The sequence below is a fragment of the Janthinobacterium sp. 344 genome, assembly GCF_900112025.1.
Taxonomy (GTDB): domain Bacteria; phylum Pseudomonadota; class Gammaproteobacteria; order Burkholderiales; family Burkholderiaceae_D; genus Janthinobacterium.
Window position 1 is genome coordinate 208,617 of record NZ_FOKL01000002.1, and the last position, 26,197, is coordinate 234,813.

The 26,197-nt window shown below is 57.8% G+C and carries 19 protein-coding genes; 1 reads left to right on the forward strand and 18 read right to left on the reverse strand.

Annotation, left to right across the window (positions count from 1 at the left end; all coding sequences use genetic code 11):
* Positions 1-3 precede the first annotated feature (3 nt).
* Positions 4-3,000: an ExeM/NucH family extracellular endonuclease gene (locus BM193_RS07175; RefSeq protein WP_092798484.1), complete on the reverse strand. Its 2,997-nt coding sequence runs from the start codon at positions 2,998-3,000 to the stop codon at positions 4-6.
* A gap of 522 nt (positions 3,001-3,522) precedes the next feature.
* On the opposite strand from BM193_RS07175, the gene BM193_RS07180 reads away from it, so the two are divergent.
* A complete protein-coding gene (locus BM193_RS07180; protein WP_175533186.1) occupies positions 3,523-4,215 on the forward strand; it encodes a PEP-CTERM sorting domain-containing protein in 693 nt (230 codons plus the stop codon).
* Between the two features lie 96 nt (positions 4,216-4,311).
* Here BM193_RS07180 and BM193_RS07185 read toward each other — a convergent pair whose 3' ends face one another.
* The 17 genes from BM193_RS07185 to BM193_RS07265 all read right to left on the reverse strand — a co-directional run bounded on the left by BM193_RS07185 (position 4,312) and on the right by BM193_RS07265 (position 26,132).
* Complete coding sequence (locus tag BM193_RS07185) at positions 4,312-5,268, reverse strand: TIGR03790 family protein (protein ID WP_092798482.1); 957 nt, start codon at positions 5,266-5,268, stop codon at positions 4,312-4,314.
* 215 nt (positions 5,269-5,483) lie between these two features.
* Entirely contained in the window at positions 5,484-6,062 is a 579-nt protein-coding gene (locus tag BM193_RS07190; protein WP_092798481.1) for an FxDxF family PEP-CTERM protein, read from the reverse strand.
* Positions 6,063-6,146: 84 nt separating this feature from the next.
* Positions 6,147-6,704, reverse strand: a complete 558-nt coding sequence (locus tag BM193_RS07195) for an FxDxF family PEP-CTERM protein (RefSeq protein ID WP_092798480.1) — start codon at positions 6,702-6,704, stop codon at positions 6,147-6,149.
* Positions 6,705-6,886: 182 nt separating this feature from the next.
* Complete coding sequence (locus tag BM193_RS07200) at positions 6,887-8,353, reverse strand: mannose-1-phosphate guanylyltransferase/mannose-6-phosphate isomerase (RefSeq protein WP_092798479.1); 1,467 nt, start codon at positions 8,351-8,353, stop codon at positions 6,887-6,889.
* A gap of 20 nt (positions 8,354-8,373) precedes the next feature.
* Positions 8,374-9,528: a nucleotidyltransferase family protein gene (locus BM193_RS07205; protein WP_092798478.1), complete on the reverse strand. Its 1,155-nt coding sequence runs from the start codon at positions 9,526-9,528 to the stop codon at positions 8,374-8,376.
* Between the two features lie 50 nt (positions 9,529-9,578).
* Positions 9,579-10,841 carry a glycosyltransferase family 4 protein gene (locus tag BM193_RS07210; protein WP_092798477.1) on the reverse strand — a complete coding sequence of 421 codons (1,263 nt, stop codon included), beginning with the start codon at positions 10,839-10,841 and terminating at the stop codon, positions 9,579-9,581.
* Positions 10,822-12,132, reverse strand: a complete 1,311-nt coding sequence (locus BM193_RS07215; RefSeq protein WP_092798476.1) for a nucleotide sugar dehydrogenase — start codon at positions 12,130-12,132, stop codon at positions 10,822-10,824. Before BM193_RS07215 ends, BM193_RS07210 begins: the two co-directional genes overlap by 20 nt.
* Before the next feature lie 17 nt (positions 12,133-12,149).
* Complete coding sequence (locus BM193_RS07220) at positions 12,150-14,006, reverse strand: heparinase II/III family protein (RefSeq protein ID WP_254785927.1); 1,857 nt, start codon at positions 14,004-14,006, stop codon at positions 12,150-12,152.
* Positions 14,007-14,149: 143 nt separating this feature from the next.
* On the reverse strand, positions 14,150-15,220 hold the full coding sequence (locus BM193_RS07225; protein WP_175533187.1) for a glycosyltransferase family 4 protein: 1,071 nt from the start codon (positions 15,218-15,220) through the stop codon (positions 14,150-14,152).
* A 61-nt stretch (positions 15,221-15,281) separates the two neighbouring features.
* Positions 15,282-15,854 (reverse strand): serine acetyltransferase, encoded by a 573-nt coding sequence (locus BM193_RS07230; RefSeq protein ID WP_217638489.1) that lies wholly within the window; start codon positions 15,852-15,854, stop codon positions 15,282-15,284.
* Positions 15,855-15,952: 98 nt separating this feature from the next.
* Positions 15,953-17,272, reverse strand: a complete 1,320-nt coding sequence (locus tag BM193_RS07235; RefSeq protein ID WP_139176175.1) for a phenylacetate--CoA ligase family protein — start codon at positions 17,270-17,272, stop codon at positions 15,953-15,955.
* Between the two features lie 158 nt (positions 17,273-17,430).
* Positions 17,431-18,657 carry a glycosyltransferase gene (locus BM193_RS07240; protein ID WP_092798473.1) on the reverse strand — a complete coding sequence of 409 codons (1,227 nt, stop codon included), beginning with the start codon at positions 18,655-18,657 and terminating at the stop codon, positions 17,431-17,433.
* A 113-nt stretch (positions 18,658-18,770) separates the two neighbouring features.
* The gene (locus BM193_RS07245; protein ID WP_254785929.1) at positions 18,771-21,008 is read right to left on the reverse strand and encodes a DUF4962 domain-containing protein; all 2,238 of its coding nucleotides are present in this window, start codon (positions 21,006-21,008) and stop codon (positions 18,771-18,773) included.
* A 409-nt stretch (positions 21,009-21,417) separates the two neighbouring features.
* Positions 21,418-22,710, reverse strand: a complete 1,293-nt coding sequence (locus tag BM193_RS07250; RefSeq protein WP_175533188.1) for a flippase — start codon at positions 22,708-22,710, stop codon at positions 21,418-21,420.
* Positions 22,707-23,735, reverse strand: coding sequence for a glycosyltransferase family 2 protein (locus BM193_RS07255; RefSeq protein ID WP_092798471.1), 1,029 nt, complete (start codon positions 23,733-23,735; stop codon positions 22,707-22,709). Before BM193_RS07255 ends, BM193_RS07250 begins: the two co-directional genes overlap by 4 nt.
* A 68-nt stretch (positions 23,736-23,803) precedes the next feature.
* Positions 23,804-24,511: a glycosyltransferase family 32 protein gene (locus tag BM193_RS07260; RefSeq protein ID WP_092798470.1), complete on the reverse strand. Its 708-nt coding sequence runs from the start codon at positions 24,509-24,511 to the stop codon at positions 23,804-23,806.
* A 49-nt stretch (positions 24,512-24,560) separates the two neighbouring features.
* Positions 24,561-26,132 (reverse strand): hypothetical protein, encoded by a 1,572-nt coding sequence (locus tag BM193_RS07265; RefSeq protein ID WP_092798469.1) that lies wholly within the window; start codon positions 26,130-26,132, stop codon positions 24,561-24,563.
* Between the last annotated feature and the right edge of the window lie 65 nt (positions 26,133-26,197).

The window sequence follows — 26,197 nt, forward strand, 5'->3', positions numbered from 1 at the left end:
TCCTTAGAAGTTGCCGGCGAAGATGCTGGCCGAGTAATTGATCGTCACTTTCGACGGATTGGTGAAGCTGACGGCGAACGAGGCCGTCGCGCCCGGCGCCAGGCTGGCCGCGTTGACGGTGACATACGCGGCGCCCGCATGGCTGCCGCTGGCGTTGGCCAGGGTGACGCCGGCCGGCAAGCCGCCGAACACCACCTGGAACGGGCCGCTGATGGCGGCCGCGCCCGTGTTGGTGAACGAGAACGTGCCCGTGTACTTTTGCGTGGCGCGGTTGAAGGTCAGGCCCGAACTGGCCGTCGAGACGGCGGCCGTGATGTCGCGGTACGCCGGCTGCAAGTCCAGGCTGATGACGACGGGATCATGGTCCGAGGCGCGGTACGGCAAGGCGTTGTACAGGTCTTGCGGCTTGGCCGAGTCGATGTTGTAGTCGATCACTTCGGGCTCGTCCGCATTCACATGCCATTCGGCCACGCCCGCCACTTGCGGGCTCAGCGAGGCGCTGGCCAGCGCATGGTCGAGATAGCCGCTCTGGCCGCCGAATACATACGAATACGGCATGCCCGACGGACGCACGAAACGCTCGAGTTCGTTGACGAAGCCGGCACCCGTGATGACCTGGATCGGGTCTTCCGCGCCATACGAGTTCAGGTCGCCGATGACCAGCACGTCGGCATCGCCGGCGGCGGCCGCCACCTGCGGCACGAAGCTGCCCACCAGGCGCTGCGCCTGCTGCACGCGGGTGGCGTTCCAGCAGCTCTGGCTATCGTTGTTGTCCGCATCGGCGCCACTGCCGGACGGGCAGCTGCCCTTCGATTTCAGGTGGTTGACGATCAGCGAGAATTTCTCGCCATTGCCGGCACGGAAGGTCTGCGCCATCGGCGGACGGTTGTTGATGGCGTTGGCATCCGACAAGGCGCCGCCCACCAGGCCCAGCTTGGCAGGCTTGTAGATCATCGCCACGCGGATGGCATCCGTGCCCGTGGCGGCCGGTTTCGGCACCACCGCGTAGGTGACGCCGCCGATGGCCGCATTGAGCTGGTCGACCAGATAGGTCACGGCCGTTTCGCCATTGTTCTGGATTTCCATCAAGCCCACCACGTCCGCATCGATGGCTTGCAGTTCGGCCACGATCTTGTCGCGCTGGCGCACGAATTCGGCCAGATTGTCGGCGCCGCGGCAGTTGCTCTTGCTCGTCGACGTGCCCAGGGTGCAGCCCTGCCCCGTCTGGCCAAACACGTTATTGCCATTCGTGAAGGTCGTGAAGAAGTTCAGCACATTGGCGCTGGCCACCTTGACGTTGCCCGCCGGCAGTGCCGGGCTGCCCGTGCGCGGGTTGTCGCGCGAAAACTGCGGCGTTTGCGTGGGCTGCAATTTGTAGGCGGCCCCGCCGCCGCCGATGGCGCCAAAGTCCACCACGCCCGTCAGGTCGGCGATGGTGTCGCCGCTGCGCACGGTGCCATCCTGGCCGATATACGGAATCGTCGGCGGCGTGACGAAAATGCCGTCATCGAGCACGATCAGGTTGTTCGCATTCGCGGCGATCAAGGCCTGCGCCTCGGCGGAGCCCGCCGGATAGCGGTTGGTCGGCACTTCGCGCCGTCCCGCCGACAGGGTCAGCTCGCCACGCGAGCCCACGTAGGCGTTTTGCGACACGGTCAACGGTTGCGTGAAGCGCACCAGCATGCCTTCGACGGCGGCCAGATTATCGTTCGGCAAGGTCACGTTCGCCGGCACGACGCTGTGGCCAGCGCTTTGCGTGAGAATGGCCGTCACGTCCTTGAATTCCGTGTAGGAATTTTTTGCGCCCGACGGCGTATATTCGACCACCGTGCCCGTCACGCGCACCAGTTCGCCCGGCTGCACCGTGGTGACGGTAGTGCCCGTGTAGACGAAGATGCCGTCCGAGGTCAACGGGTCGCCATCGCCGGCCGCATCCTGGATGAAGAAGCCGGTGCCCACTTTCAATGTCACCACGCCCTCCGTCGTCTGCACGGAATTGGCGTAGGGGCTGCTTGCGCCGCTGCCCTGGATTTGCGGAATCGTGTGGCTGATGGCGGCCAGGCCTTGCACGGCGACATCGATCGTGCAGCTGGCGCTTTGCTGCTGGTCGTTGCTGAAATTCACAGTGACAGGATAATTGCCGACTGGCACACCGGCGGCCACCAGCAGGCTCACGCTGGCGCTGTCGCCGGCCACGCCGGCCGCGCTGAAATTGGCCAGGCTGATGCCGGCCACGGCCGGCGAACCCAGGCTGGCGGCATTCACGACGCCATCCACGTCGGAGGCGCGCAGCACGGCATTGCCGCCATTGCCCACGGCCAGGGCCAGGCTGGCGGGGCAGCTGGTGATGATCTGGTGCACCACGGGGCCGCCGCACACATGCAAGGCAGACGCCGTATTGCGCGGCGCCACGCTGCCAGCGGCGAAATCGGCGCCGTTGTCGTCCGTGTCGCCGCAACCGCCATTCGCCCGCAGGATCGCCAGGGTATTCGATGGCGCCGGCGCCACGTTGCCCTCGAAGCCGTTGGCCGTACCGAAACCGACCAGGTCGATGACGCTGCTCCCCGCGGGGTTGGCGCCCGTTTGCGCAGTCTTGCTATTGCTCAGCAAGACCTTGCCCGCCGTGCCCGACATGGCGATGCTGCCGCTGGCGTCCGGTGTGGGCAGCGCCGCCGTGCCGCCCGCGCCCTTGGCTTGCTGCACCAGCAGGTACTGGCCCGGCTGCAGATCGATGGCCGGCAAGGCCGTCACGGCCCAGGTGACACCCGTGGCCGAGGCGTATTGCACGCTCCAGTTACTCACATTCACCGGGCTGGCGCCACGGTTGAATACTTCGATGAAGTCATTGGTATACAAGGCGCCGCTATTGCCGCCACCGCCATACACCTGGCTGATGACGACATCGGAAGCGGCCAAGGCCGGCAAGGACAGGCTGGCCAGCATGGCGGCCATGACGGTCAGGCGCAAGGGGGTGCGCGGGGAAGAAAGCGAAGTGTGCATGGAGATCCCGGTCGATAGAAAAAATGGCACCAGCGCGCATCGGCAGGCCGGCGCGCCGCAATTAACAAAATGATTGCAGACTTGTTATTTGCATATTAACGAACCAGCATGACGACTTGATGACATTTGATTAAGCCGAATGGAGTACTCGCCTGTGCGCGCAGCGCGCAATATCGCCAGGCAATAAAGTATCTAATCAGCAACAAAAATAAAATACCCGGCAGTTTTAACAGACGCGGAGGGTCGAAATATGATATATTTCCAACAAACAAGTTTAATTCCTTGCAATAGAATTATGCTTTCAGCTCACTTGCAACACCGTCAGATAACACAGGCCTCGTCCACGCCTGACCTTGAGATGCAGCTCCAGCTTGCCAAGCAGCGCTTCCGCGCTGTCGCGACAATCGCCAGCTGAGGGCGGGAACTCACTTAACGCGTTGCGCGCTTCTAAAGAGATCAGCCATGTTAAAACCAATTACACGATTTACCACGCCCCTGCTGCTGCTTGCTGCGGCACTGGCCATGTCGCCGATGGCCGCATCGGCACAAGACAATACACAACGCAATCAAACCGACAACAGCAAGCGCTGCGAAGTTGCCGATGGCGGCGCGCCAGCGCAACAAGGCAAGGCTGGTGACGCCGACATGGAAAGCACATACAGCTCTTGCCGGCTGCTCGATGGCTATGTCGGTTTCGGCGCACGTACGAACGACGGCACAGGCGAAACGCCAACGTATGGCGCGGATGATGCCATGCCTGATTTACGCAAGCCATACATGGCTGGTCGCACCCATTCACTCGGCCTGCTGGGCGAAGAAGAAGGCAGCGGTGCGGCAAACGCGCGAAGCGGGAAGGTGGGCGGCATGCATGCCAGCGACACGGGCACGTACCAGTTTGCACAAAATGAGAAATTCAACGACTGGGAGCCGGCACACCAGCCTGGCATGGTCCATTCGACCTTCCCAGGCGACGATACGCGCTTGCTGGCAAGCAGCGAACTCGGCGGCAACCTGCCGCCAAGCGCTGGCGGCGTCGGCGGTGGCGGCGCCACTGGCGGCCTGGACAGCGGCCGGAATACGCCCATCGTGCCAGTCACGCCACCAATTTCCCCGATTCCCGAACCACAAACCTATTTGATGATGGTCGTCGGCCTGGGCTTGATTGCCGTTGCCACACGCCGAAAATACCGCCACGCGGCAAACGCCGCCGCATGACAACGGGGGACATAGCCGCCTGATGAGCATCGGGAAAGGGCCACGGCTCTTTTTTGATGTTCGTTGTTTTCACTCAGGAACGTCAACAATCTTTCGTCAGCGCCGGTAACTTGCATAGGGCGCCGCCAGCGGATCACCGATAAACAATCCTTGCGCTGGCCAGGCAACGCTGCGCCAGTACGCTTCGAGCGCGGTCACGCCAGACAGATAATGGCGCAGCAAGACGGTGGGATTGGGAAATTTCTGCCAATAATTGCAGGGCTCCGTCACGGTGCCATAGCTCGCCGTCGCGCCAGCTTCCAGCCAGCGCTGGCTGCTCATCTGTCCATTACCCCGCAAATCCCCCCCAAACGAGGTCAAATGGTCGGCCAGCGCGCCCGGCAAGAAGCGCAAGGTATCGAGCTTATCTACCTTTGACATGCCGGTTTGATAGACCATCACATCCTGCGCGCCCTCGAGACTGTTGGCTTTGATGTTCTTGATCGTCAGTTTGCGCTGGTTTACCACCCCATCCGGAGGAAAAAACGCGGCACGGCTATTGCGCGAGGCTTCCGTAGTGCGCAAATAATAAGCGCTGGCCTTGGGGACAGCGAAGCCGCTGGCCTTGCCGCGGTCCACCACGGCCTTGGCTTCCTCGACAAAATCCACCGGCAACAACATCGACAAGCGCAAGCCCAGCTGCGTGAACGGCTGGGTAACGGTCGAGTTGAAATAAGCGCTGGGCTTTCCAGGATCACAGGTCTTGACGCATTGCGCGGCATCAAAGCCCAGCGTAAATGCAGAGGTGATCGAATTGCACTCGACAGCATATGGCGCGCTCCACACCATCAGCACAGCTTGGATACCGGGCTTCAACTGCTCATTGATGCGTCCCTTCAGTTGCGCGAACTGATCCGCACTGAGCTTGGCAGGACGATTCGGAATGGAGACATGCACAATATTTGCGGCAGGGATCGCATGTGACTGGCGATAATACTCACCCACTTCCACGCTATTTGGTTCCGCATCATTGATAACGATCGCCAATTGCGAAGGCTGCAGACCTGTTGCCATCGGTGTCGTGTCGGCATGTGCGATGCCGACGGCAAACGCTAGTGAAAAGCAGAGAGAGGTACGCAATGGTCGATATGGTCACGGAAGAGAGTATCAAAGCAGCCATGCATCAGCTACCAACGGTTGCGAACAATTATAGCGCCATACGTACAACAGAATAGACAAAAAAAAACGGAGGCCGCAGCCTCCGTTTCATGTACAAGAATTATTTCTCTTCAGGCTTGCAGCTTGCGGCGGCGTGCCAGGAAACCCAGCAAACCCAGACCTGCCAGCAGCATGCCGTAGGTTTCCGGTTCCGGTACCGGCGTGACGGCCAGGATGCCGCTGTAGCTGCCGCCCGTTGGCGAGGCGACATAACCGTCAATTTGCAGGAAGTAATTCCCAGCAGCCAGAGGCGTCAAACCGGACTGCAGGGACCAGGCCTGGTCTTGCGCCGTGAAATTGATCAGGTCAAGGGCACCGTGAAACAGAATGCCGCTGGCATTACCCAGGCTGAAGCCGGTCAGGGTCAGGCCGGAATTGGCGCTCGGCTTGAGCGATGTCGCCAGTGCGCTCAGGTCGTTAAAGCCCGTCACGCTGAAGGTGAATTTGTCGCTGAAAAAGTTGTTGCCCGCGCCGGCCAATTGGCCTTGCGCCAGCGAAAACGAACCCAGCAGTTCGCTGCTGGAATAGTCGAGCAAGTCTTGCGTCAGATCCACCGTGGCGTGGCTGATGTCAACCGGGGCCGCGTGGGCGGCCAGGCTGCTGCCGGCAAACATGGCGGCCACAAACAGGGATTTCAGGAATTTTTTCATACTTTTCACCAAGATGACTGCAACTGGCTCAGGCCAGCTGCGGGATGGAAACGCAAACAGGGATACCTACCAGCCAGGCCGGACTCAAGCCGCCTTCTGGCGACGGCGTGCCATGCAGCCCAGCAAACCCAGGCCTGCCAGCAACATCGCGTACGTACCTGGCTCAGGCACGGCCGATACCAGACTGCCGTTCGCACTGAAAGCCGCGCCCGTGTTCGACACTACGTTGCCGCTGACTTTCAAGTAATAGGAACCGGCGGCCAGATTGGCGTACGACAGGGTCCATTTGTCATCAATGCCGGTCAACAACTGGTCACCGCCCAGCAGCAAGGTATTGCCAACGCTGCTGTACAAGCCGAAACCCGTCAGGTTCAAACCGTTCGTGGCGCTGCTGCTGCGCGAATTCAGGACCACGCTCAAATCACTGGCCTGTGCCACGTTGAACGTGAACAAGTCATTGAAAAAATTGTTTTTTTGGTTGTTCTTGAACTTGTCGCCGAACGTCAGCGAACCACCCGCTGCCAGATTCACAGCGCCAGGCGTGGAGCTGATGTCGACGGGCGCGGCCATGGCTGCCTGCGAGAATAAAGCTGAACCGGCAAAGGCCAGCGCAGCCAGCACCGAATACGTATTTTTCTTCATGCGATTCCACCAAGCGTGAATGCGGATGCGCTTGCATCCACATGAGTTATCCAATCAAACCAGGCAGAATCATAGCATAAAGCAATTTTTTATGTTAACTATTTTCCAATGAAAAGTTACTTTATAGCATCATTCCAATAACCAATAGTTTCCTAGCTCTTGGACGTGCCAACAGCCTGGCATCAGACGCGCTGGTACACATCCTCCAGCCGCACAATATCGTCTTCGCCCAGATAGCTTCCCGACTGTACCTCAATCAGGTGCAAGGGCAGCTTGCCGGGATTTTCCAGCCGATGGGTCATGCCGATGGGAATGTAGGTCGATTCATTTTCCGTCAACAGGGTCACCTTGTCACCGCAAGTCACACTGGCCGTGCCGCTGACGACCACCCAGTGCTCGGCGCGGTGATGGTGCATCTGCAGGGACAGCTTGCCCCCCGGATTGACGGTGATGCGCTTGACCTGGAAGCGCTCGCCGATATCGATGCCTTCATAACTGCCCCAAGGGCGATATACCTTGCGGTGCTGCTGGTGCTCGCTGCGGCCGGCCTGTTTCAGATGGTCGACCACCTGCTTGACACGCTGGACCTGATCCTTGTGCGCGATCAGTACCGCGTCGTCCGTTTCCACCACCACCAGGTCTTGTACGCCCAGCACGGCAACCATGCGGCTTTCCGCGCGCACCAGGCAATTGCTGACGCCATCGAGATACACATCGCCGCGCACCACGTTGCCGCTGGCGCTGACATCGCCCTGCTTCTGCTGCACTTCCCACAGGGCCGACCACGAGCCGACATCGCTCCAGCCTATGGCAGCCGGCAACACCACGGCATGCGCCGTATGCTCCATGACCGCATAATCGATCGAGTCCGATGCGCAGGCGGCAAAGGCCTTTTCTTCCAGACGGCAAAAATCGAGGTCACGGTAGCCGTTACGCACGGCCGCCTCGCAGGCGGCCAGCATAGCTGGCTGGAATTGCCCCAGTTCGCTCAGATAACGCTCGGCGCGGAACAGGAACATGCCGCTGTTCCAGAAGTAACTACCTGCGGCAAGGAACGATTGCGCCGTGGCCAGGTCCGGCTTTTCCACGAAACGTTCGACGTGGAAACCCGCCGCGCCCGGCGCCACCGGTGCGCCGCTGCGGATATAGCCATACCCTGTTTCCGGCGCCGTCGGCACGATGCCGAAGGTGGCCAGGGCGCCATCGCCGGCCAGGGCCGCCGCCTCGGCGATGGCCAGGTGAAACGCGGCGACATCGGTGATGACGTGATCGGCCGGCAAGACCAGCATCAAGGCCTGCGCATCGATCGCCAGCAGGTACTGCGCTGCCACCGCCACGGCCGGCGCCGTATTGCGGCCCACCGGTTCGAGCAAAATGCCCAGCGGCGCCAGGCCGATCTCGCGCAACTGCTCGGCCACCATGAAGCGATGCTCATTGCCACACACCACCAGCGGCGGCATGACTTCGACATCGGCAAGCGCGCCATCGCCGGCGCGGCGGTTGGGCAGACTCTGCACGCGCAGCGCCGTTTCCTGCAGCATGGTTTTGTCTGTTACCAGCGGCAACAGCTGCTTGGGCAAGACGGCGCGCGACAGCGGCCATAAACGGGTGCCCGAACCGCCGGACAGAATCACTGGGTAAATTTTCATGGTGTCACTTCACAAACAGTTTATTGGGTAGCGTACCGGGCCGGCGGCACTTCCGCGCGGCGCTGGCTGCGCCGGTCACGCGCATTGCCCCAAGCAATGGTCGCGTCATCGGAGACATGCCGCATCTCGCCGGCACGGTCGACGCTGAAATCCTTGAAGACGATCATTTCATCGAGCAGCACATCGGGCAAGACGCGCGTATATTCGAACAGCACGCTGCGCACCACTTCGGCGCCGCTGCAGACATGGCTGCCATGGCCGATCCAGGTGGGGCCGATGATGGTGGCGCCCGCCTCGATGCGGCATCCCGAACCGATGTAGACAGGGCCTTCGATGCGCGTGCCGCCACTCCAGTCGATGCTGGTGTTCAAACCGGTCCACACGCCCTCGGCGATTTCCGTGCCGGGCACGTGCAGCTGGGCCACCTCTCCCATCAAAACGCTTTGCAGCACCTCCCAGTAATCCTTCACGCTGCCGATGTCGATCCAGTTGTACTGGCGCTTTTGCGCATAGAAGGGCAAACCCTGCTCGACCAGCAGGGGAAACAGTTCCGAACCGATATCGAAGGGCCGGTCGCTGGGAATCAGGTCCAGCACTTCGGGCTCGAACAGGTAGATGCCGGTGCTGACGCAATTCGACAGCGCCTCGGCCTGCGCCGGCTTTTCCTGGAATGCCCGGATGCGTCCGTCATCGTCGCTGACCACCACGCCATAGCTCGACACCTTGTCCCACGGCACTTCCAGCGTAATGACGGAGGCCAGCGCGCCCGAACGGCGGTGCTCGCGCAGGGCCGCCTCGAGGTCCAGGTCGATCAAGGCGTCGCCGCACAGCACGATCGTGGTGTCATCGAAGAAGCCGCCGAACTCCTGGATCTTCTTCATGCCGCCAGCCGAACCCAGCGGCTGTGGCACGACCTCGCCCGCATCATTCGTATACCCCTCGAAGGAATAGCCGATCTGCACGCCGAACTGGTGGCCCTCGCCGAAATACTCCTCGATCTTGTCATGCAGATAGCTGACGTTGACCATGATCTCGGTCACGCCATGCTGCGCCAGGTGTTCCACCAGGTAGGCCATCACGGGTTTGCCCAGGATGGGGATCATGGGCTTGGGCAAATCGTAGGTCAGGGGACGCACGCGCGTGCCCTTGCCTGCTGCCAGTATCATTGCTTTCATCGTCGGGCTTGCTCCATCAGGGTTGGGGATGGCTGGTTGGGCGGCGCATGTCAGCGGCCATCCTTGCTCAAGGTCACGGAGGCGGCGGGCACGGCGCCGGGAAACAGGCGCGCATACGCGGCCAGCAGCTTCGGCGCCTCATACTCCCACTCCAGTTCGTTGATCACGCGGTGGCGGCCAAAGGCGCCCATCTGCTCGCGGCGGGCGGGGTCGTCGAGCAGTTCGACGATCTTGCGCGCCATGTCGATGGGATCGTTTTTCAGGGCATACAACGATGCCTGCTGCGCCGAGACCTTGCCCTCGACCAGGTCGAACTGCACGATCGGCTTGCCCAATGCCATGTATTCCATGATTTTGTTCATGGTCGACTTGTCGTTCATGTCGTTGGCCACGTCCGGGTTCACGCATACATCCGAGGTGTTGAGCATTTCCAGCAATTGCTGGTCCGGCACTCGTCCCGTGAAGGTCACATAGTCGGCGATGCCCATGTCCTGCGCCATCTGCTTCATCTGCTCGAGCGAGGTGCCGCCGCCGACCAGGCCGAACTGCACGTCCTGGCGGCCCAGGGTCTGCACGATGTATTGCGCCGCCTGCAGCAGCAGGTCGATGCCTTCCTGCGCGCCCATCACGCCCACGTAGCCGACCAGGTAAGTCCGGCCTTTCTTGAGTTCCGGCACGGGCGGCAGCACGCGCAGGCGGTCCAGCTTGGGACCGCTGCGCACCACATACACATCGTTCGGGTCCATGCCGCCCCGCTCGATGGCGATCTTCTTGTACGACTCGTTGGTGGCGATCGACACGTCGGCGCTCTGGAACGACCAGCGCTCGAACAGCACCATCAGTTTATAAAAGAAATCGCGCCGGCCGAACTTGGCCTCGTACAGTTCCGGGTTGATGTCGTGGTGGTCGAACAGGAAGCGCTTGCCCATCGTCAGCTTGAAGAAGCCGCCGATGAGGAACAGCAGATCGGGCGGATTGCAGGCGTGGATGACGTCGAAGCCGCGCGCGAAATGTACTTTCCACGCCAGGCGGAAGGTGTGGAACAGCGCCAGCGAATACTCGACCAGGTAGCCCTTCGCGCCCTCCGCTTCCAGCGGCAGGTTGTAGCGGTAGATATGGATGCCGTCGATGGCTTCGTAGCGCGACTCGTAACCCTTGCCCGTGGGACAGATGATCGATACTTCATAGCCGTTCGCATGCAAGGTGGTCGCCTCCTGCCACACGCGCCGGTCGAACGGCGAAGGCAGGTTTTCCACCAGGATCAGCACGCGGCGCGGCGCGCCTGCCACGTTCTTACCAGCAGATGCCGTCATATTGCTCTCCACTTTGTTCCTTGCTGATACGCACGAGGTCGACGATATGCTGGTGCGGCTTCAGGCTGCCTGGCACGCTCTTGAATTCGGCCGCGCCGTTGCCGATGACGATGGTGTCGGCGAAGTCCAGCACGTCCTGCATATTGCTAACCATCAACTTGGAGATATGCGGAATGTGGTTCAGGATGTAATCCTGGTTGGCACCCGTCAAGGCTGCCAGGTTGACATTCTTGTCGTACAGCTTGAGTTCATAGCCCTTGCCCAGCAAGTGCTCGATGACATCGACCAGCGGTGACTCGCGCAAGTCGTCCGTGCCGGCCTTGAACGAGAATCCCAGGATGCCCACCTTGCGCGCGCCCTTGTCGGCGATCATCTTGATGCCCTTTTCCACTTGCCGCTGGTTCGATGGCAGGATGGAGTTGAGCAATGGCAGGTCGAGGTCCAGGCTGCGCGCCTTGTAGGTCAGCGCGCGCACGTCCTTCGGCAGGCACGAGCCGCCGAAGGCGAAGCCGGGCTTCATGTAGTACGGCGACAGGTTCAGCTTGGTATCCTGGCAGAAGATTTCCATCACCTTGTGACCGTCGATGCCGACCGCCTTGCAGATATTACCGATCTCGTTGGCGAACGCCACTTTCACGGCGTGCCAGGTATTGTCCGTGTACTTGACCATCTCGGCCGTCTCGACGTCCGTGCGCACCAGCGGCGCGTCCATCTTTTCATACAGCTGCACCAGCAGCGCGCCGGCCTTCTCGTCCGATTCGCCGATCACCGTCTTCGGCGGATTGTAGTAGTCGTAGACGGCCGTGCCCTCGCGCAGGAATTCCGGATTGTTGCAGACGCCGAAGTCGACCCCGGCCACCTTGCCCGAGGCCGCTTCCAGGGTCGGGATGACGAGCGCGCGCATGGAGCCGGGCAGCATGGTCGAGCGCGCCACGACGACGTGAAAAGTATCTTTCTCGGCAATCGCCGCGCCGATTTCCTGGCACACCTTGCGCACGTGGCTCAGGTCCAGGTTGCCATTCAGCTGCGACGGCGTGCCCACGCAAATGAGCGACATGTCCGAGCCGAAGACGGCGTCGCGCACGTCCGCCGTGGCGCGCAGATGCCCGCTCTTCACGGTGGCGGCGATCATCTCGCCGATGTCTTTCTCGATGATCGGCGTGGTGCCCTGGTTGATCAGGTCGACCTTGGTCTTGTTCGGATCGACGCCGATCACTTCATGGCCATCCGTTGCCAGGCAACCGGCCGAGACGGCACCCACGTAGCCGAGGCCAAAAATACTGATTTTCAAAATATGCTCCTTAATGATTAAGCTGGCGAATCAGCCGGCGATGCCAACGGCATCAGCTCGATGTGCGTCACGATTTCAGTTGTTCCCTGCACTTGCGCGCGCCAGGCGGCACTGGCAATCGGCGCCTTCTCGTCGAAGCGGCGCGAGATCCAGCCGCCAGGCGGTGTATCGCTGCCGCGCAATATGTCCGGCGAGCCATGCGAACACCGCATGCGCAGGCCGGAGCGCTGTCCCTGTGCCAACAATTGCCCATCATCAACAGTCACCACACAGTGGTCGCCGAACTGCCAATGCAGGGCAATATCATGTACATTTGTACATTGTAATATGTCTTTTACAACAATGCATTTATTATTAAGGTTGAACTCGATACTACGGCGGTGCAGCACGGGATCGGCCAGGCGGCCGTAGCCATCGTGCTGGCCCTCAAAAACTTGCACGGCAGAATTCGTTTCATGAACAATCATGCGCGCATTGGCCTTTTTCAGCCACATGAAATTGCCGCCGATTTCAGACTGGTCCAGCCCATCGACGGAGACGGTGTTATGCGCTGGCGTGCTGCGGAAGTAGTCGCGCCATTTTTTTTGCGTGTGATAGGCATAGGTGCCGGGATCGGTCAGTAACTCTTCCCCGCCCACGGACAGCGTAAAGGCCAGCGCATCGGCATGCCCATGCGCGGCAATCGACAGATAGCCGAGCGGCGCGCAGTCGACGACCATGCGCACTTCATCGGACGTGCCAAAGTCGCTGCCGAGCAGGAAATAGCCGCCTTCGGGAAACGCCATGACGGGCGCTTCTGCCCCGCTGGCGTCGAGCGCCTGCCACTGTTGCAAGCCCGCCACACCAAACAGCCAGCGGTTCTTGTCGTCAAAATGCCCGGCCTTGCGCTTGAAGTCGGCGCGACCAAACAACACGGCACAGCTGGCCAGCAGCGAGCGGTAGCGATGCCAGCCATCCTCGTGCGCCAGGCGCACCATCTGCGCATCGTCGGCATCGCCCGTCATCGGCACGTTGCCCGCCACGTCCATGAGAGCAGCGATAAAGTCGGCCAGGCGCTCCAGACGCTGCAGGTACGCCGCGGAAAAGCCCGCGCCGTTGGCCTGCGCTATCTGCTGGCACAGCAGCATCATGTCCATCACTTCATGCTGGTAATACACGGCTTGCTCGCGGTTCACGCCGTCGGGCGTATTCTGTTTGAGCGCCTCTTCTTCCAAGCCCTTGCGCGCCAGCGCCTGCCACTGCCTGCTGACGGGCCAGCACGGCCATACGCTACTGGCAACAAACAAGCCCATGTACTCGCCAAACAGATGATTATTGGCGGACGAATGACGTGAAAAGTAGCCGGCGATAAAGTGGCAATGCTGGTAAATGGCTGCCAGCCACTGGCGCAGGAAGCGCTGGCCCGGCTCGCCCTGGAACAGCGGCGAGCCGAGGCCGCCGAGCAGTTCCCAGGCGCAGGCCCAGTTCAGCAGGCGCAGCGCCAGTTCAAGCGAACTGGTCCAATGCACGCCCAGCGGATACGGACATTGCTCGAACCACGACTGCAGCAAGGTGCGCGCACCGTCAGCGTAGCGCTGCTCGCCCGTCACCTTCCATGCCTGCGCCAGCGCCACCAGCTCCAGGTGACGGTTCGGCTCCCACAGATACTTGATATCGCCCACCACTTTTTCGCTGCGGTAATCGATCTGCTTACCCAAGGTCAACGGCGCCACGGTACCCGTCTTCGGATCGCGGTTCCATTGCGGCGGAAAACCCAGGTCCACGCCACGCAGCGCAAACACGTTCCAGCGGCCCGCCAGCACGGCGTCGGCGGCGGTGCGCAAGGCGGCGCTATCGGTATCGTGACCATCGCCGGCCAAGAACGGCTGGCCCATGCACGTCACATCCGGTGAGGGTACATCGCGTAGCAGGCCAATTCCAAACTTGCTGGCCTTTTTCTGCAGCAACTGTTGCACGCGCCAGGCAATTTCAGGCGCGCCCATCAGCTTAAGGCGGTTGATTTTCCAGGCAATCGAAGTCATACAGGTGCAAACCCCAATTCCTGGTACATGGTCTGAAGACGCGGCAAGACCGCTTGACTGGAAAAACACTGTTCAACTTTGCGCCGTGCCGCTGTGCCCATTCGTGCGGCCAGCACATCGTCCTGCAGCAATTGCTGCAGGCGGTCCGCCAATGCGGCCACATCACCGGGCGGCACCAAAAATCCCTCCACCCCATCAGTAACTGCTTCAGGTATGCCGCCGACCGGGGTGCTCAGAATAGGCATGCCCGCCGCCATGGCCTCAAGCACGCTCATCGGCAATCCTTCATTATAGGAAGGCAAGGCATAAATATAGGCGCTATTCAAGTATCGCTCGCGCTCTTGCGGGCCGACCCAGCCAAGCAGGGACAGGCGCGCCTGCATGCCGACCGTATCGGCATGCAGGCGCGCCGCATCCGCATCCCCATCACCGCCATACAGCAGACGCAAGTCGCTGACCTTGTCGGCAACGCGGGCGGCGGCATCGAGGAGGTCGAAGCTCCCTTTACGCTTGCCGATGCGTCCCAGCGAAAGAATATTCCCGCGCTGGCGCGCATGCCACGCAGCTACACTCGGCGGCAATATGACGGGATTGTAGATGACATCGATACGGCTATTACTACTAATGGTCTCGACCCAGTGCTTCCAGGCTTCGGACAACACGACCACGCGGCTTGCCCGGTTGAAAACAAAGCGAATCAGAGCGCGCTGTACAGGTCCGCATTCATCAGCATAAAACTGGCCGAATTCAGCGCCATGCAAATGCAAAATTGTGGGAACGCGGCATAGGAAGGCCAGCAGAAAAAAAAAGGATTTGCGCCAGAAACTGGCGCGAGAGGCCACATGGACATGCAGCAGACCGAGGCGACCACTGAACAGCAAGACTAGGAAGCGGGCATAGGCACGCAGCATGATACCGAGCTTGCGTCGCGCACCACCGTCACAATGCGTGGCCAGATATTCCATGTGGTACAGTTCAAACAAGCCAGCCGTCACATACACCTTGATTACCGAAGCGATCCCCCCCATGGTCTGGAGACTGGTCCCTATCATTACAATTTTCTTCATATTTCCTTTCACGCCATCGTCACGACTGACCAGCGTCGACTGTGTGCTAGCGTAGCTATCCTCAGTCCGCATTCAACTCGACGAGTACATTGGCATCATCGACATCGCGCCAATGTCCATCCTCAAAGTACATCCACTTTCCGCGAAAGCTGTAAAAACGGTTATCTTGCCGACCTTCGCGGACAATTACCTTCTGCTGACCAGATAACACCACACTGTTGTCAGGTACATCGCTATAGACGACAGAATTGGCGCCTATGCGCACATTGTTGCCTACACGAACCTTACCCACGATCTTGGCACCGGCACCGATATAGCAGCTGTCACCGATCTCGGGTGCCCCCATGCCTTTCGATCCCGGCATCATGTTCGAGCCTATGGTGACCTGCTGAAAAATAATACAGTTACGGCCGATGCGTGCGCCACCTGAAATGAATACACTCTTGATACCGTGGGGAAAGCAAGGCTGGCCAAGAAAAGTCGAGTTCCAGGCGATCGAACTGCCGTTCTCATATTGATACGAGCCGTACAGTTTGATCAGCAAACGCTTCAGCGGAGCATATTGCACCTTGTTACAGAGCGCCTTGAGCTTCCAGTCAGAGCCAAAAACAGACACTATCGCTCGCATCAACATGCCGTAATCCCATCTGAAAACAAAACGGCAATTATATAGAATATTGTAATAATGTATATATTTTAAAACAATTTCTTACAATATAGGTGTCCATATGTTCATTTCCACTCATTGACTACCCAGCGGAACTTTCCTGCCTCCGTATTGGGCAGTGACTCGCGCAAGACGATATCGACCTGCACACCAGGGTCGACGAGCGTGCGCACATTGTCGATTAACTTTCGTCCGTCCTCTTCACTGAAACCGGCACCAGGAACAAGTCGTATTTGCCACTGCTCGCGACCTACTTGCGCCACTTGCGACTTTTCGATATTGCTCACGCCTTTGAAGGCAAACGTCAGTACCGACGGGCTGACAACCGCGCCGCCGCTACCGGTCAGACTGTCTTCCAGTTTGCCCGTCACCGCTTCGATCATCGGGAAATGACGACCGCAACGGCAGCTGCCCGGCTTCCACCGGCTCTGGTCGCTCAACTGGTAACGCATGAGCGGCATCGCCAGATTGTGCAGCGTCGTGCCAACCACACGTCCATAGCCTGTAGTGGGCAAGCCATGCTCATCAATAATCTCGACGAAAGAATAATCGGGATTGATATGCATCTCGCCATATTCGCATTGGGTCGCAAACGCCACCCTTTCGGCCATGCCATACATATCCATTACCTGGCATCCCAGACGCTCCATGATCAGTTTGCGCTGGTGCGGATAAAGCGGTTCAGAGGCTGAAAAAAGAAACGGAATGCGCAAGGTGCGGCCGCGGCGCTCCAGCAGCTGTGCCAGCGTGTACGCGGTCGATGGATAGGCTTGCAGCATGGCTGGAGCGAAACGTTCAAGCATATCGATCATCGGATCGGCACAGCGCTCCACCAGATGACGCGATGACAACAGCAGCTGTTGGTTGTAGCGATTGTAAAACCAGTATGGCGCCGTCGCCTGTTCCAAAGGAACAACCATGTCACCACGCAAGGTGGCGCGGCGCATGCCGTCGTGAAATCCACTCCAGCTCCAGTGGCGTTTGATAAAGGCGTTTTCCATCGCCACCGATATGGGGCTGCGCCAGATACTCAGCGGCGTTCCTGTCGTACCGCTGGTCTTGCCGATGGCTTCCCATGGACGACGTTTTCCCGCATGGGGATACAAAGTGCGGGGATTGGCCAGCAGAGTCTGCTTATCCATCAGCGGGAATGCTTCGCGTAAAACACACGCAGCTTCGCTTATGCCGAAATCGGCTGATATATGCTGGTAATAAGGAAGCGCGACCAACGCCTTTTGCATACTGGCGTGCAAAAGCTTTTGCTGCAAGGCCAACAGGGCTTCCGCTGTAAGCGTCTCATGGCTACGCAAACGGGCGAGCAAGCGGCGATTCCATATATTGTCACGTAATACCGCTCTTGAGCCGTAGAGCAGTTCTTTCTTCAAGGAACTTAGCATCGCGTTGGAAGTTAATTAAATCAGGCATGCCGGTCATACTGTGCAGAGCTGCAACATTGCAATATACGCATGCCGGTTGACTCAGCGCCTTTGCGCTGCACTGCAACAATAACATGTCGTCAACAATGATGCAAATATATACAGAATCAGCCTTTGCTTTGCCGTGAAAACAGCGCCAGATAACGCTGCGCCAGCGCCTCCCCCAATGCGCGATAGCTGCGCGATGCATGGATATATGAAGGACCCGCCTGCGCGCGCGCGCGCGCTGCCTGAGTATCTTGCAAGATCTCGACAAGTGCAGTCGCCATGGCCGTGGCGCTACTCTCGACCAGCCAGCCTGCCTGGCTCGCCGTCAAGACCTGCGCCTGATCGGGGATATCATTGCCAACGCAAGGCATGCCCAGCGCCAGATACTCGAGTATTTTGGTGGGAGAACTGACGTCATATAGTTTGCCACGGGGAACATACGACACCGCAGCCTCGGCTCCCAATAAATATTCCCAAGCCTGACTCGACGGCATCCATCCGGTCACATGCACGGCATCGGCCAAACCAAGGCGGGCTGCATACGCGAGCAGCTGCGGTACGTCCGAGGGGGTGGGCGAGTCACCGATCAGCAGCAGACGCGCCTCGGGCACACTCGCGCGCACCAGCAGAAAGGCATCCAACAAATGGTCCAGGCACCGCGCCTGGTCCAGCGTGCCCAGATAAGCAATTACCGGCAGCCCTTCCCAGCCAACATGCGCACGCCCAAGTGCCTTGCCATCAACCACCTCCATATCGACTGCCATCGGCACTGCAGTAAGCCGCGCGGCATTGATCTTATGGTCCAGCAATAGCTGGAGCATCGCATCGCTCTGCACAAATACGTGCGCCGCGCGGGGTAAGAGTACGCGATACAGCAACTGCATTTCAACGATACCCTTCAGCAGCACCAGGCGCGCGCGCAACGATGGCCGCAGACGCAGCTGCGCGCGCGCGCGCTCGATGCGGCCCTCACTCATAAGGTAAGACATCCAGTAAGTCATTGGAATACCTTTGATACGCGCCAGCAGCATGGCAAGCAAGCCTATCGACACCATGTCGCGTACCTGGATCACGTCGCAATTATCCTTGCGAGCCCCCAGCAAGGCACGTGTGCACAAGGCCAAGAATGAACACTCCTTGCGCCAGCGCGAGGCCGTCGCCCGAGGGCGCCGCGATGAGGCAAACCCCTGCGCTGCATGGGAAGCGGGACTGGCTTTGCCAACAATATCGGTTTGCACACCATGACGCGGCAAGTATTTTCCAAACAATACGGAGACGTCCGCCCGGAACGTGGGCAACGCCTCAGGCACCAGTTGGAGAATTTTTAAGGTGGGCTCTTGATTCAATTGTCATTCCAACAATATTAACATGGCGATTGTAAACCAAAAAAAGGGGAAATACTAAAAGTATTCCCCCTTTTTGTTCGTTAAATTACCTGAGACATCTCAGGCGGCCATGCTTACTTGGGCAAAGTGATGACGCGCGAACCGATCGACAGACTACGGCCGGTGGCGGTATTGACCAAGGCGATTGCAGGGCGCTTGCAACCGACATCGAGTACTACCAGGAACTCGGCCGATGTGGCCGCGACATTCTTGACGAAAGCGGCATGATCCTCGAACACCCCTGGTTTCGGCGGCGCACCGATACGCTTGAGAAAAGTTGAGTCCGAAGGATTCAATTGCGTGATACACACCGAACGGTCGATATTCGTAATGCTCGCCAGACCAGCGCCGCTCGAAACAATCGGTGCCGCTCCATGCATATTCCACTCAAACTGATGGGCAATCGGCGAGCTCAGCTTATCCAGCAAGACAACCGCATCTTGTCCACGCAGATACCATACCTTGCGCGAAGCCTGGCTCAAGTTGCCACCGTAGGCGGCCGTGGCATCACCTTCCGCATAGTCGAGTGTCGCAGTCGTCGAGAAAGCCACAATCTTGCCGTTATAGGCAAGATTTTCAACGTTCCCTTTGGTGAACTGACCGATACCACCATCATAAGTAATGCCGTTGTGCGACTTGGTCTGGCGATACCAATCAACGACCAGCGGCGACATATAGTAATCCTCATAGCCCGATTCAATCATCAGGCGCCGACCACCGCTATTGAGCACGAAAGTATTCTGGTCGCTGTGGCTGTGATTGTAGGAACCATACGGACTGGACTTGAAGTACAGCGAAGTGCGGCCACGATCCGCCAGGCTGCTATGCATGGCAACCCAGCCAATGCTCGGGAACAGCGCCGCATCTGGTGGCGCCGCCAGCGTTGTGGCAGCCGCCTGCACGGGCAAGGGATACTTTGCCTGCAATAACGTCAGCGCATACTCGTCACCAACCTGATTCTTGACATACCAGGCCGCCGCAGGGCTGCCGAACCGCGAGGCAAACGCCTTGGTCAGCGCAAAGTCAGGCTGCACCTCCCGCTGGTCGCCAAAGACATGGCCAGGTGTTCCCGGAGGAAGAAAATACATGAAATACTTGGCAAAACCGTCGGCCCATGGTTTCGAATACACATTGAAGCCAATCGCCTCGCTTAATGGCTGCCAGATCTGCATCGCCGCATCGGCCGTATAGGTCGCATATGCCGTACCTTGCGAAAACCCGCCTTCCGCGCCACTCCATGCAAAAACCGCATTAATGTATGCCCTGACCGAAAAATCGAACCAGGCCTGCGCAGCGGGTATATCACCCTGGCACAGCGTCGCGATCATGGCCAGATAACCGAGGGTATTGCCGCCGTGCGAGTCATAGGGAAACTGGTCCAGTCGCCCATCACTACCGGAAAGATCCGCATAGATGACGGCAGTCCGCGTATTCACCGACGCCAGCCAGCGGTTGCGACGCGTCAGATCGATATAGTTCCACATCATATCCACGCCCTTGGCCAGCGACAGGGAAATTTGTCGGGTGGCCTGATCCTGATTGGCATAGCTTGTGGGACCATTTGGGTCGAGAGCCGCCAGTTGATCACCGCGGCGCAGTGCCTCGGCCAAAAACCTGGGGTCATTCGTCAGACGGAAGAGCAGCGCGGCCGACTCGAACTGGCGGGTCCCCGCTCCCACGCCGTTGCGGATAGCAGTATCAGCGGCTGACTTGGCCGCACTGGAAACACTGGACAACATGGTTATCCACTCGGAGTCGAGCAGATTGGGAATAGTCGTCACTTTTAATAGCACGTCATTGCTCAAACGTGTCAGTGCAGGACCCCGGTCTGCCTGCATTTGCGGCGTCCATTTACTCACCGGCAGGAAATCCTTGGGCAATTGCGTGGAGCGACCATGCCGCAGTACGTTGGAACGCAAGACGTCGCTTTCAGGTACCTCGAATATCTTCGAGGTGGCACCAATCACGAAGGAGCGAGGCGTCGACCAGAGCTCGGTACCTGTCGGGGTCACGCGCCACGTGTACGTCCCCTCCGCCAGCGCCTTGGTCGGCAATAGGAAATTGCGCTTGCTGGTGTAAGTTGCCACGACCTTATCACCTGTTTTAATTTCGATCGTATAAGAAGCGGGCCGAGACACATGCCGCGACCAGCTGAACGACGGTGGATTTTGTGGCTGCATCTGACCAAAGTCAGGCATGGGTTTGACTGCTGCCATATCGACAGACTGCGTCCAGTCAGCCCGGCTGACGACACAAGTCGACGCTAGCACGAGCCCAAGCACTAGAGCAAAGGTACTCTTGTCGAAAGTCATTTTTATCTCCAGAGATTAAAAGACCGCATTGACCATGCGGTCATCATTGCGCATGTGCTTGTTTCGCCATTACCATTTTCACCATTCAACCAAAAAAATAGTTTCTATCGCAACAGTAATTACCGAGCTACACGACATAATTGCAAACAAACTTAACTATACACCGCCGCAGCGTAAAATCTGTTGCCCAGTGACAACCGAAGGCTGTTTTTTTCCTTACCGCATTAGTAAAAAAACCTTAAAAAACAAAGAGTAAGGAAATTATCTAGATTAATGCATTAATAAATTTTTGCAATTATAGTTATTTTATAAATATTATCAAAATACCTTTAAATAACTACAAATATAACCTTTTTCCCACAATATACTGTCGCCTAATACGCTGCCGCAGCGCCGGCGACAGCATATATCAATCGGGTAACTTACGCGTCGACACTACCTGCCAGATATAATATAAAGCCTGTTTTTGCAACCGCGCCAAATCCCGATAGATGGGAAAGAGACGATAGAAGCATATGATGGTCAGCACATATGCCAACAACGTCGCGAGCGCTGCCCCTAATGCGCCAAAGGAGGAGACCAGTACCAGATTGAGCATCGCATTTACGGTGAGCATGAAGACGGACTTCCATATCATCTGACGTTGCCGATTGTGTGCCAGCAAAAATTGCGAGGTGGGCGCATCAAAGAAGACAAGCATGGCAATACAGATATGCACGTACAACACAGGGAGTGCCGCCGCATACTCGGCGCCCAGCAACAAAGGAATCGCATACTTGCCGATAGCAACAATAAATATCACGGGCACCAGGCTGACAAGCAGCATGCAAGCCATGATCTTGGCGATATTCGCCTGGAGCTTGACCTCGTCGTCGACATTAAAAATATACTTGGGCGAGAGGGAGTTCATCACGATGGGTGCAAAGGCCCACCAGAACTCAGAAAACCGCAAGGCCGCACTGTACATACCGACCTGGGAAAAATCGGCAAACCAGCCCAGCATCAATTGATCGACTCTGGCGCTTAGCGAAGCCACCAGTGCGGCGATGGCAATCGGCGTACCTTGTCGCAGCATGTTGCGTATATTCGCCCAACGATAGACCCAGGAACTGATTTTTCCGCCGCGATACAGGTACAGACCAAACAGCACGACGAAGATCGCCATCGATTCCAGCAAGACGGCGGCACCAAACCAGATAATCGAGCTGCCGCACAGGATGAGGGCAATGCGTAGCCCAGCACTGGCAATGCGCACCACATTCTGCAGCAGAACAGGTAATGCGATATCGAGCTTGCTTTGAAAATAAAGAAAGATACCGGCAGGTGTTTCGGCAAATGGTATTGCTAGGCTCATCAGCAGAACGAGCATCAGCAAATTGGCATCGGACTTGCCAAAACTCGCCATGGCGGCAACTGCCAGTACCCCTGCAGTGATCGAACCGAGCAAACGAATGGCAAATGCCGAACCCAGCAGTTCGGCATCACTGTCTGGATTCTTGACCAGATTGCGGATGACGTTCTCGCCGACGCCAAACCATGCGATGGCGTTAAACAGGCCAACCCAGGCAACGGCATACATATAGACGCCGTACTGCTCCGGCCCCAGAAAACGCGCCAGCCAGAGACCGACGAATACGCCGGTAAAAATCCGCAGCAGTTTCTCGCTGGCCAGCCAAAGGAAGCTAAGGATGCTCGACTTCATCTTGCCTTGCTTGCCCGCGACGGCTGTAAGGTATGCGCGAGCGACTTTAACAGCAATTTTCCATACGCTTTCATCCCAAGCACACCGCCGGCGGTAAGCGGGCCACACAGATAAGTCGGCAGCACGGCGATACTGGCATTGGCGTAGCAAACAGAAAACCAACGCTCGGCAACTGCATGTCCCATGGCATGCGCGGGATAGACCTGCGCCTGGCGGTTTGCCGCCTCGATCTTCTGCAACCATGCACGGCTGCGTCTGAGCACATCGTGCGGCGGAACATCGAGCCGCTCAATATAGCGATGCAAGGCCATCTCGTCGGCACTGGGATCAAGACCTAAGGCACGCAGCAAGCGCAGTGAAATCTCCTGCATATTCCAGTCCAGCCTCTCGCGCTTGATCTTGCTGATATTGTTGGAGTGCACGCGATAAGCAATCAATGGCTGCTGAATATTTTCAAATTTGTATTGCGCCATGCCGCGATTGTATAAATCGTAATCCTCCGCCAGATCATGTGCCGCAGCAAAACGCAAGGTCTTGAGAACCTCGGCACGGGCAAAGAAGGCAGAAGTCGTGATGTAACAGCGGAAGAGAAACGTCGCCCTCAGGAAGTCACTATCACCGGGATACTGCCACACATAAGGACGGTAGACCCCGTTCTGATCCATGGGTTGGGTCCAGCTTCCTACGGCGGCAATGTCCGGATGCGCTTGCAGGTAAGCAAGTTGGCAGGCCAGGCGCTCCGGAAAAGCGATATCATCGCTGTCGAGAAAAGCAATATAAGGCGCTTTCGCAACATCGATGCCCAGGTTACGCGAGTAAATCAGACCGCGATTGCCGGCATTGCTCAACAGTATTACACGCGGGTCCGCATAGCCCGACACAATGGCAGCGGTGGCATCGCAAGAGCCATCGTCAATGACGAGCAATTCGATGTCCCGAAAGGTTTGGCCCAGAATGCTATCGATGGCTGCGGTCAGGTATTTCTCCGCATTGTATGCGGGCATGATGACTGAAATGGTAGGCATAGCGGACTATAAAGAATAGGCGAACGGAGGCAGACCGCAATGGCGCCGGAGGTAAAGAGATGCCTTGATCACGCAAACGGTGTAAAAGAAACCCCCCAATGAGGCCGCATACCGAGCCGCGCTTGTACCTTGTGCAGCATCCGTTTCAGCCCCCTGTCCGTCCAGGAGGCAGTCAGTCCGTAGTGATGCACCCCAAAGGTTGAGGCATCGACATCCGAGTACATGAACTGACGCGCATTGAGCGGATTGGCATGATCATAGGGGTTGAACGGATAAAACGATTTTTCCGTCAGCACTTCCCAGTGTCCAGCATCGATCCGTTCCAGTGCGCGCACGGCCACGATAGGCGACGACGTAAAGAGCTTGCGTGGTGCCAAATCTTGAAGAAACAGCTCACGAGCCATGCCAAGAACGGGATTTCCTGCCGGACTGGCAATAAAGGCAGTTGCCACCGAAGCAGCACTTTCGCGCGCCAGTATGCAACGGCTGCTGGATATCAAGGGATCAAGCGAGCGAATCAACTCCAAATCCGTATCGAGATAGATCCCGCCATGGCGATACAGCACGTCAAAGCGAACCCAGTCGGACACAAAAGCCCATTTTTTGCGTGCAATGGCCGCCCTGCAATAATCATTGTCAAGGTCAGAGTTTTCCTCATTCCACAATTTCAATTCATAATCTGGGCAGTATTTCTTCCATGACTCAATACAACGACGGTGCAAGACGCTCATCTCACCCTTGCCGAACCAGCAAAAATGTATAACTTTAGGTATCATAAAATTTCTTATTTATTTGACACGCCTAATCATTGAATTGGAAACTGCTTCATCCCAGAGCAGCCTGTGCCGAAGACTGCGATGCTTTGCTATGGACCGGCGTATCATCGCCAAAGCGGCAGTACTGCACGATGCATCCCAGGGAAAAGAAAAATAGGAGCTGCATGGTCGGCTCATCGAGAATGCTTCGATTGTAAATTAGCATGGTTGAAAATATTATCAACATACCGGTACAGGTATCAACAATCGCCAGTGTGGACGCGCTGGCATGGGCAGTGGCCACATAACGCACACCGGCCCGAAAGCCAAACAGTATCAGTAGCACGAATGAAATTGTCCCCAGGATGCCCACATCCCACAGCAATTGAGCCAGCGCGGTGGCATTGATGCTCAGGCCACCATAGCGTTTGGCCACAATACCCTTACCCGTGCTGACAGAACTCTGGCTCGCTCCTGGGCCATACCCCACCAGGCGCTCCAGGGCGGAGGGCAATGGATCGCGGTACCACAAATACAGCGATGCTCCCCGGCTGATTTCACCCGTACGGTAGTTGATTACCTTGGTATCGAAAAAATACCCGCCTGTTTTTTCCAGTTTCTCCTCAATCGTATTGCCGGCGGCTCCCTGCTCGCCCCAATACATCGCTTTATAGGCCAAAAACGTCCCGCTGACAAAAACCAGGACAAACATGCCGAAAAGAAAGAACCCAACGACATTTTTCATGATGCGTCGACGTAAAATGAAGAATATGCCTATCGGTATCCAGAACACCACGGCTTTGACCTCACCAAGCAGCATCACGGCTAAACCGGTGAGGCAGATCCATATCGCAAAATTGGCCTTCGATGCGCCATGATGCCAGCGCGCCAACGCATATAACATCGCTGCCAAGGTCACGATAATAAGCGAGGGACTCATACCTGTACCGAACGTGCCAACCACCGCATCCCAGTCAGTGGCCTTGGCCGGCCCAAAATGCTGGTAAATGGTGACCGGCAGTTGAAAGACAACGATCGCCACCAACAGCCACCACATCATCTGCACGCGCGCTACCGGCCATTTGAACCAATAAAAAGCAAATAGAATGCCAAACATTGGCACGCCAAAACGCAATGCTGAAATACGCTGGGGGATGCTCGCATGCCCCAGCAACAGACTGAAAAAGAAAAAGGCCAGATAGACAAGGGCCACGACATACACCATATCTGCTGAGACACTACGCTGCTTCATATGATCAGTGGGCCGGCGCTGCAACGCCACAAATTCCAGCATCGCACGCAACATGAACAGGGACGCAACCCCGCTCGCAAACCAGGTACCGAGACGCATCTTGAAAAATGTCTGCGTTGCGCCTTGCACGAGAAAAACCACGATGAACAATACCGGCAGCAAATTGCGGGTACTGAGTAAAAACATGATGGGAATACCCGCCAGCACCCCTGCCAAGACCACTGTCAGTTGTACAGAGTCGAGCGCAACGACCGCACCAAGCAATATGGCCAGCAGGAGCAGTGCCCCGCCAATAACAATACCAAGAGCACCAGGGCCTGTGCCGCGCGGCGTCGCCAGCGCGCCGCGCCGCGGCACAACGCCTGCCACCCTGGTTGGAAAAAATTTCATTTCTAATCCGTCACCAGTAAAAACTCATTTGATAATGGCAGCCCAATCCGGAGCGCGTCCGCTTG

Bases quoted from the DNA above. Each gene is read 5' to 3' on its own strand.
- BM193_RS07220 (WP_254785927.1), bottom strand. From the start codon at position 14,006: ATGGGCCAGCCGTTCTTGGCCGGCGATGGTCACGATACCGATAGCGCC.
- BM193_RS07225 (WP_175533187.1), bottom strand. From the start codon at position 15,220: ATGAAGAAAATTGTAATGATAGGGACCAGTCTCCAGACCATGGGGGGG.
- BM193_RS07180 (WP_175533186.1), top strand. From the start codon at position 3,523: ATGTCGCCGATGGCCGCATCGGCACAAGACAATACACAACGCAATCAA.
- BM193_RS07195 (WP_092798480.1), bottom strand. From the start codon at position 6,704: ATGAAGAAAAATACGTATTCGGTGCTGGCTGCGCTGGCCTTTGCCGGT.
- BM193_RS07200 (WP_092798479.1), bottom strand. From the start codon at position 8,353: ATGAAAATTTACCCAGTGATTCTGTCCGGCGGTTCGGGCACCCGTTTA.
- BM193_RS07210 (WP_092798477.1), bottom strand. From the start codon at position 10,841: ATGACGGCATCTGCTGGTAAGAACGTGGCAGGCGCGCCGCGCCGCGTG.
- BM193_RS07245 (WP_254785929.1), bottom strand. From the start codon at position 21,008: ATGACTTTCGACAAGAGTACCTTTGCTCTAGTGCTTGGGCTCGTGCTA.
- BM193_RS07260 (WP_092798470.1), bottom strand. From the start codon at position 24,511: ATGATACCTAAAGTTATACATTTTTGCTGGTTCGGCAAGGGTGAGATG.
- BM193_RS07255 (WP_092798471.1), bottom strand. From the start codon at position 23,735: ATGCCTACCATTTCAGTCATCATGCCCGCATACAATGCGGAGAAATAC.
- BM193_RS07230 (WP_217638489.1), bottom strand. From the start codon at position 15,854: ATGTTGATGCGAGCGATAGTGTCTGTTTTTGGCTCTGACTGGAAGCTC.
- BM193_RS07205 (WP_092798478.1), bottom strand. From the start codon at position 9,528: ATGAAAGCAATGATACTGGCAGCAGGCAAGGGCACGCGCGTGCGTCCC.
- BM193_RS07250 (WP_175533188.1), bottom strand. From the start codon at position 22,710: ATGAAGTCGAGCATCCTTAGCTTCCTTTGGCTGGCCAGCGAGAAACTG.
- BM193_RS07175 (WP_092798484.1), bottom strand. From the start codon at position 3,000: ATGCACACTTCGCTTTCTTCCCCGCGCACCCCCTTGCGCCTGACCGTC.
- BM193_RS07265 (WP_092798469.1), bottom strand. From the start codon at position 26,132: ATGAAATTTTTTCCAACCAGGGTGGCAGGCGTTGTGCCGCGGCGCGGC.
- BM193_RS07190 (WP_092798481.1), bottom strand. From the start codon at position 6,062: ATGAAAAAATTCCTGAAATCCCTGTTTGTGGCCGCCATGTTTGCCGGC.
- BM193_RS07185 (WP_092798482.1), bottom strand. From the start codon at position 5,268: ATGGCAACAGGTCTGCAGCCTTCGCAATTGGCGATCGTTATCAATGAT.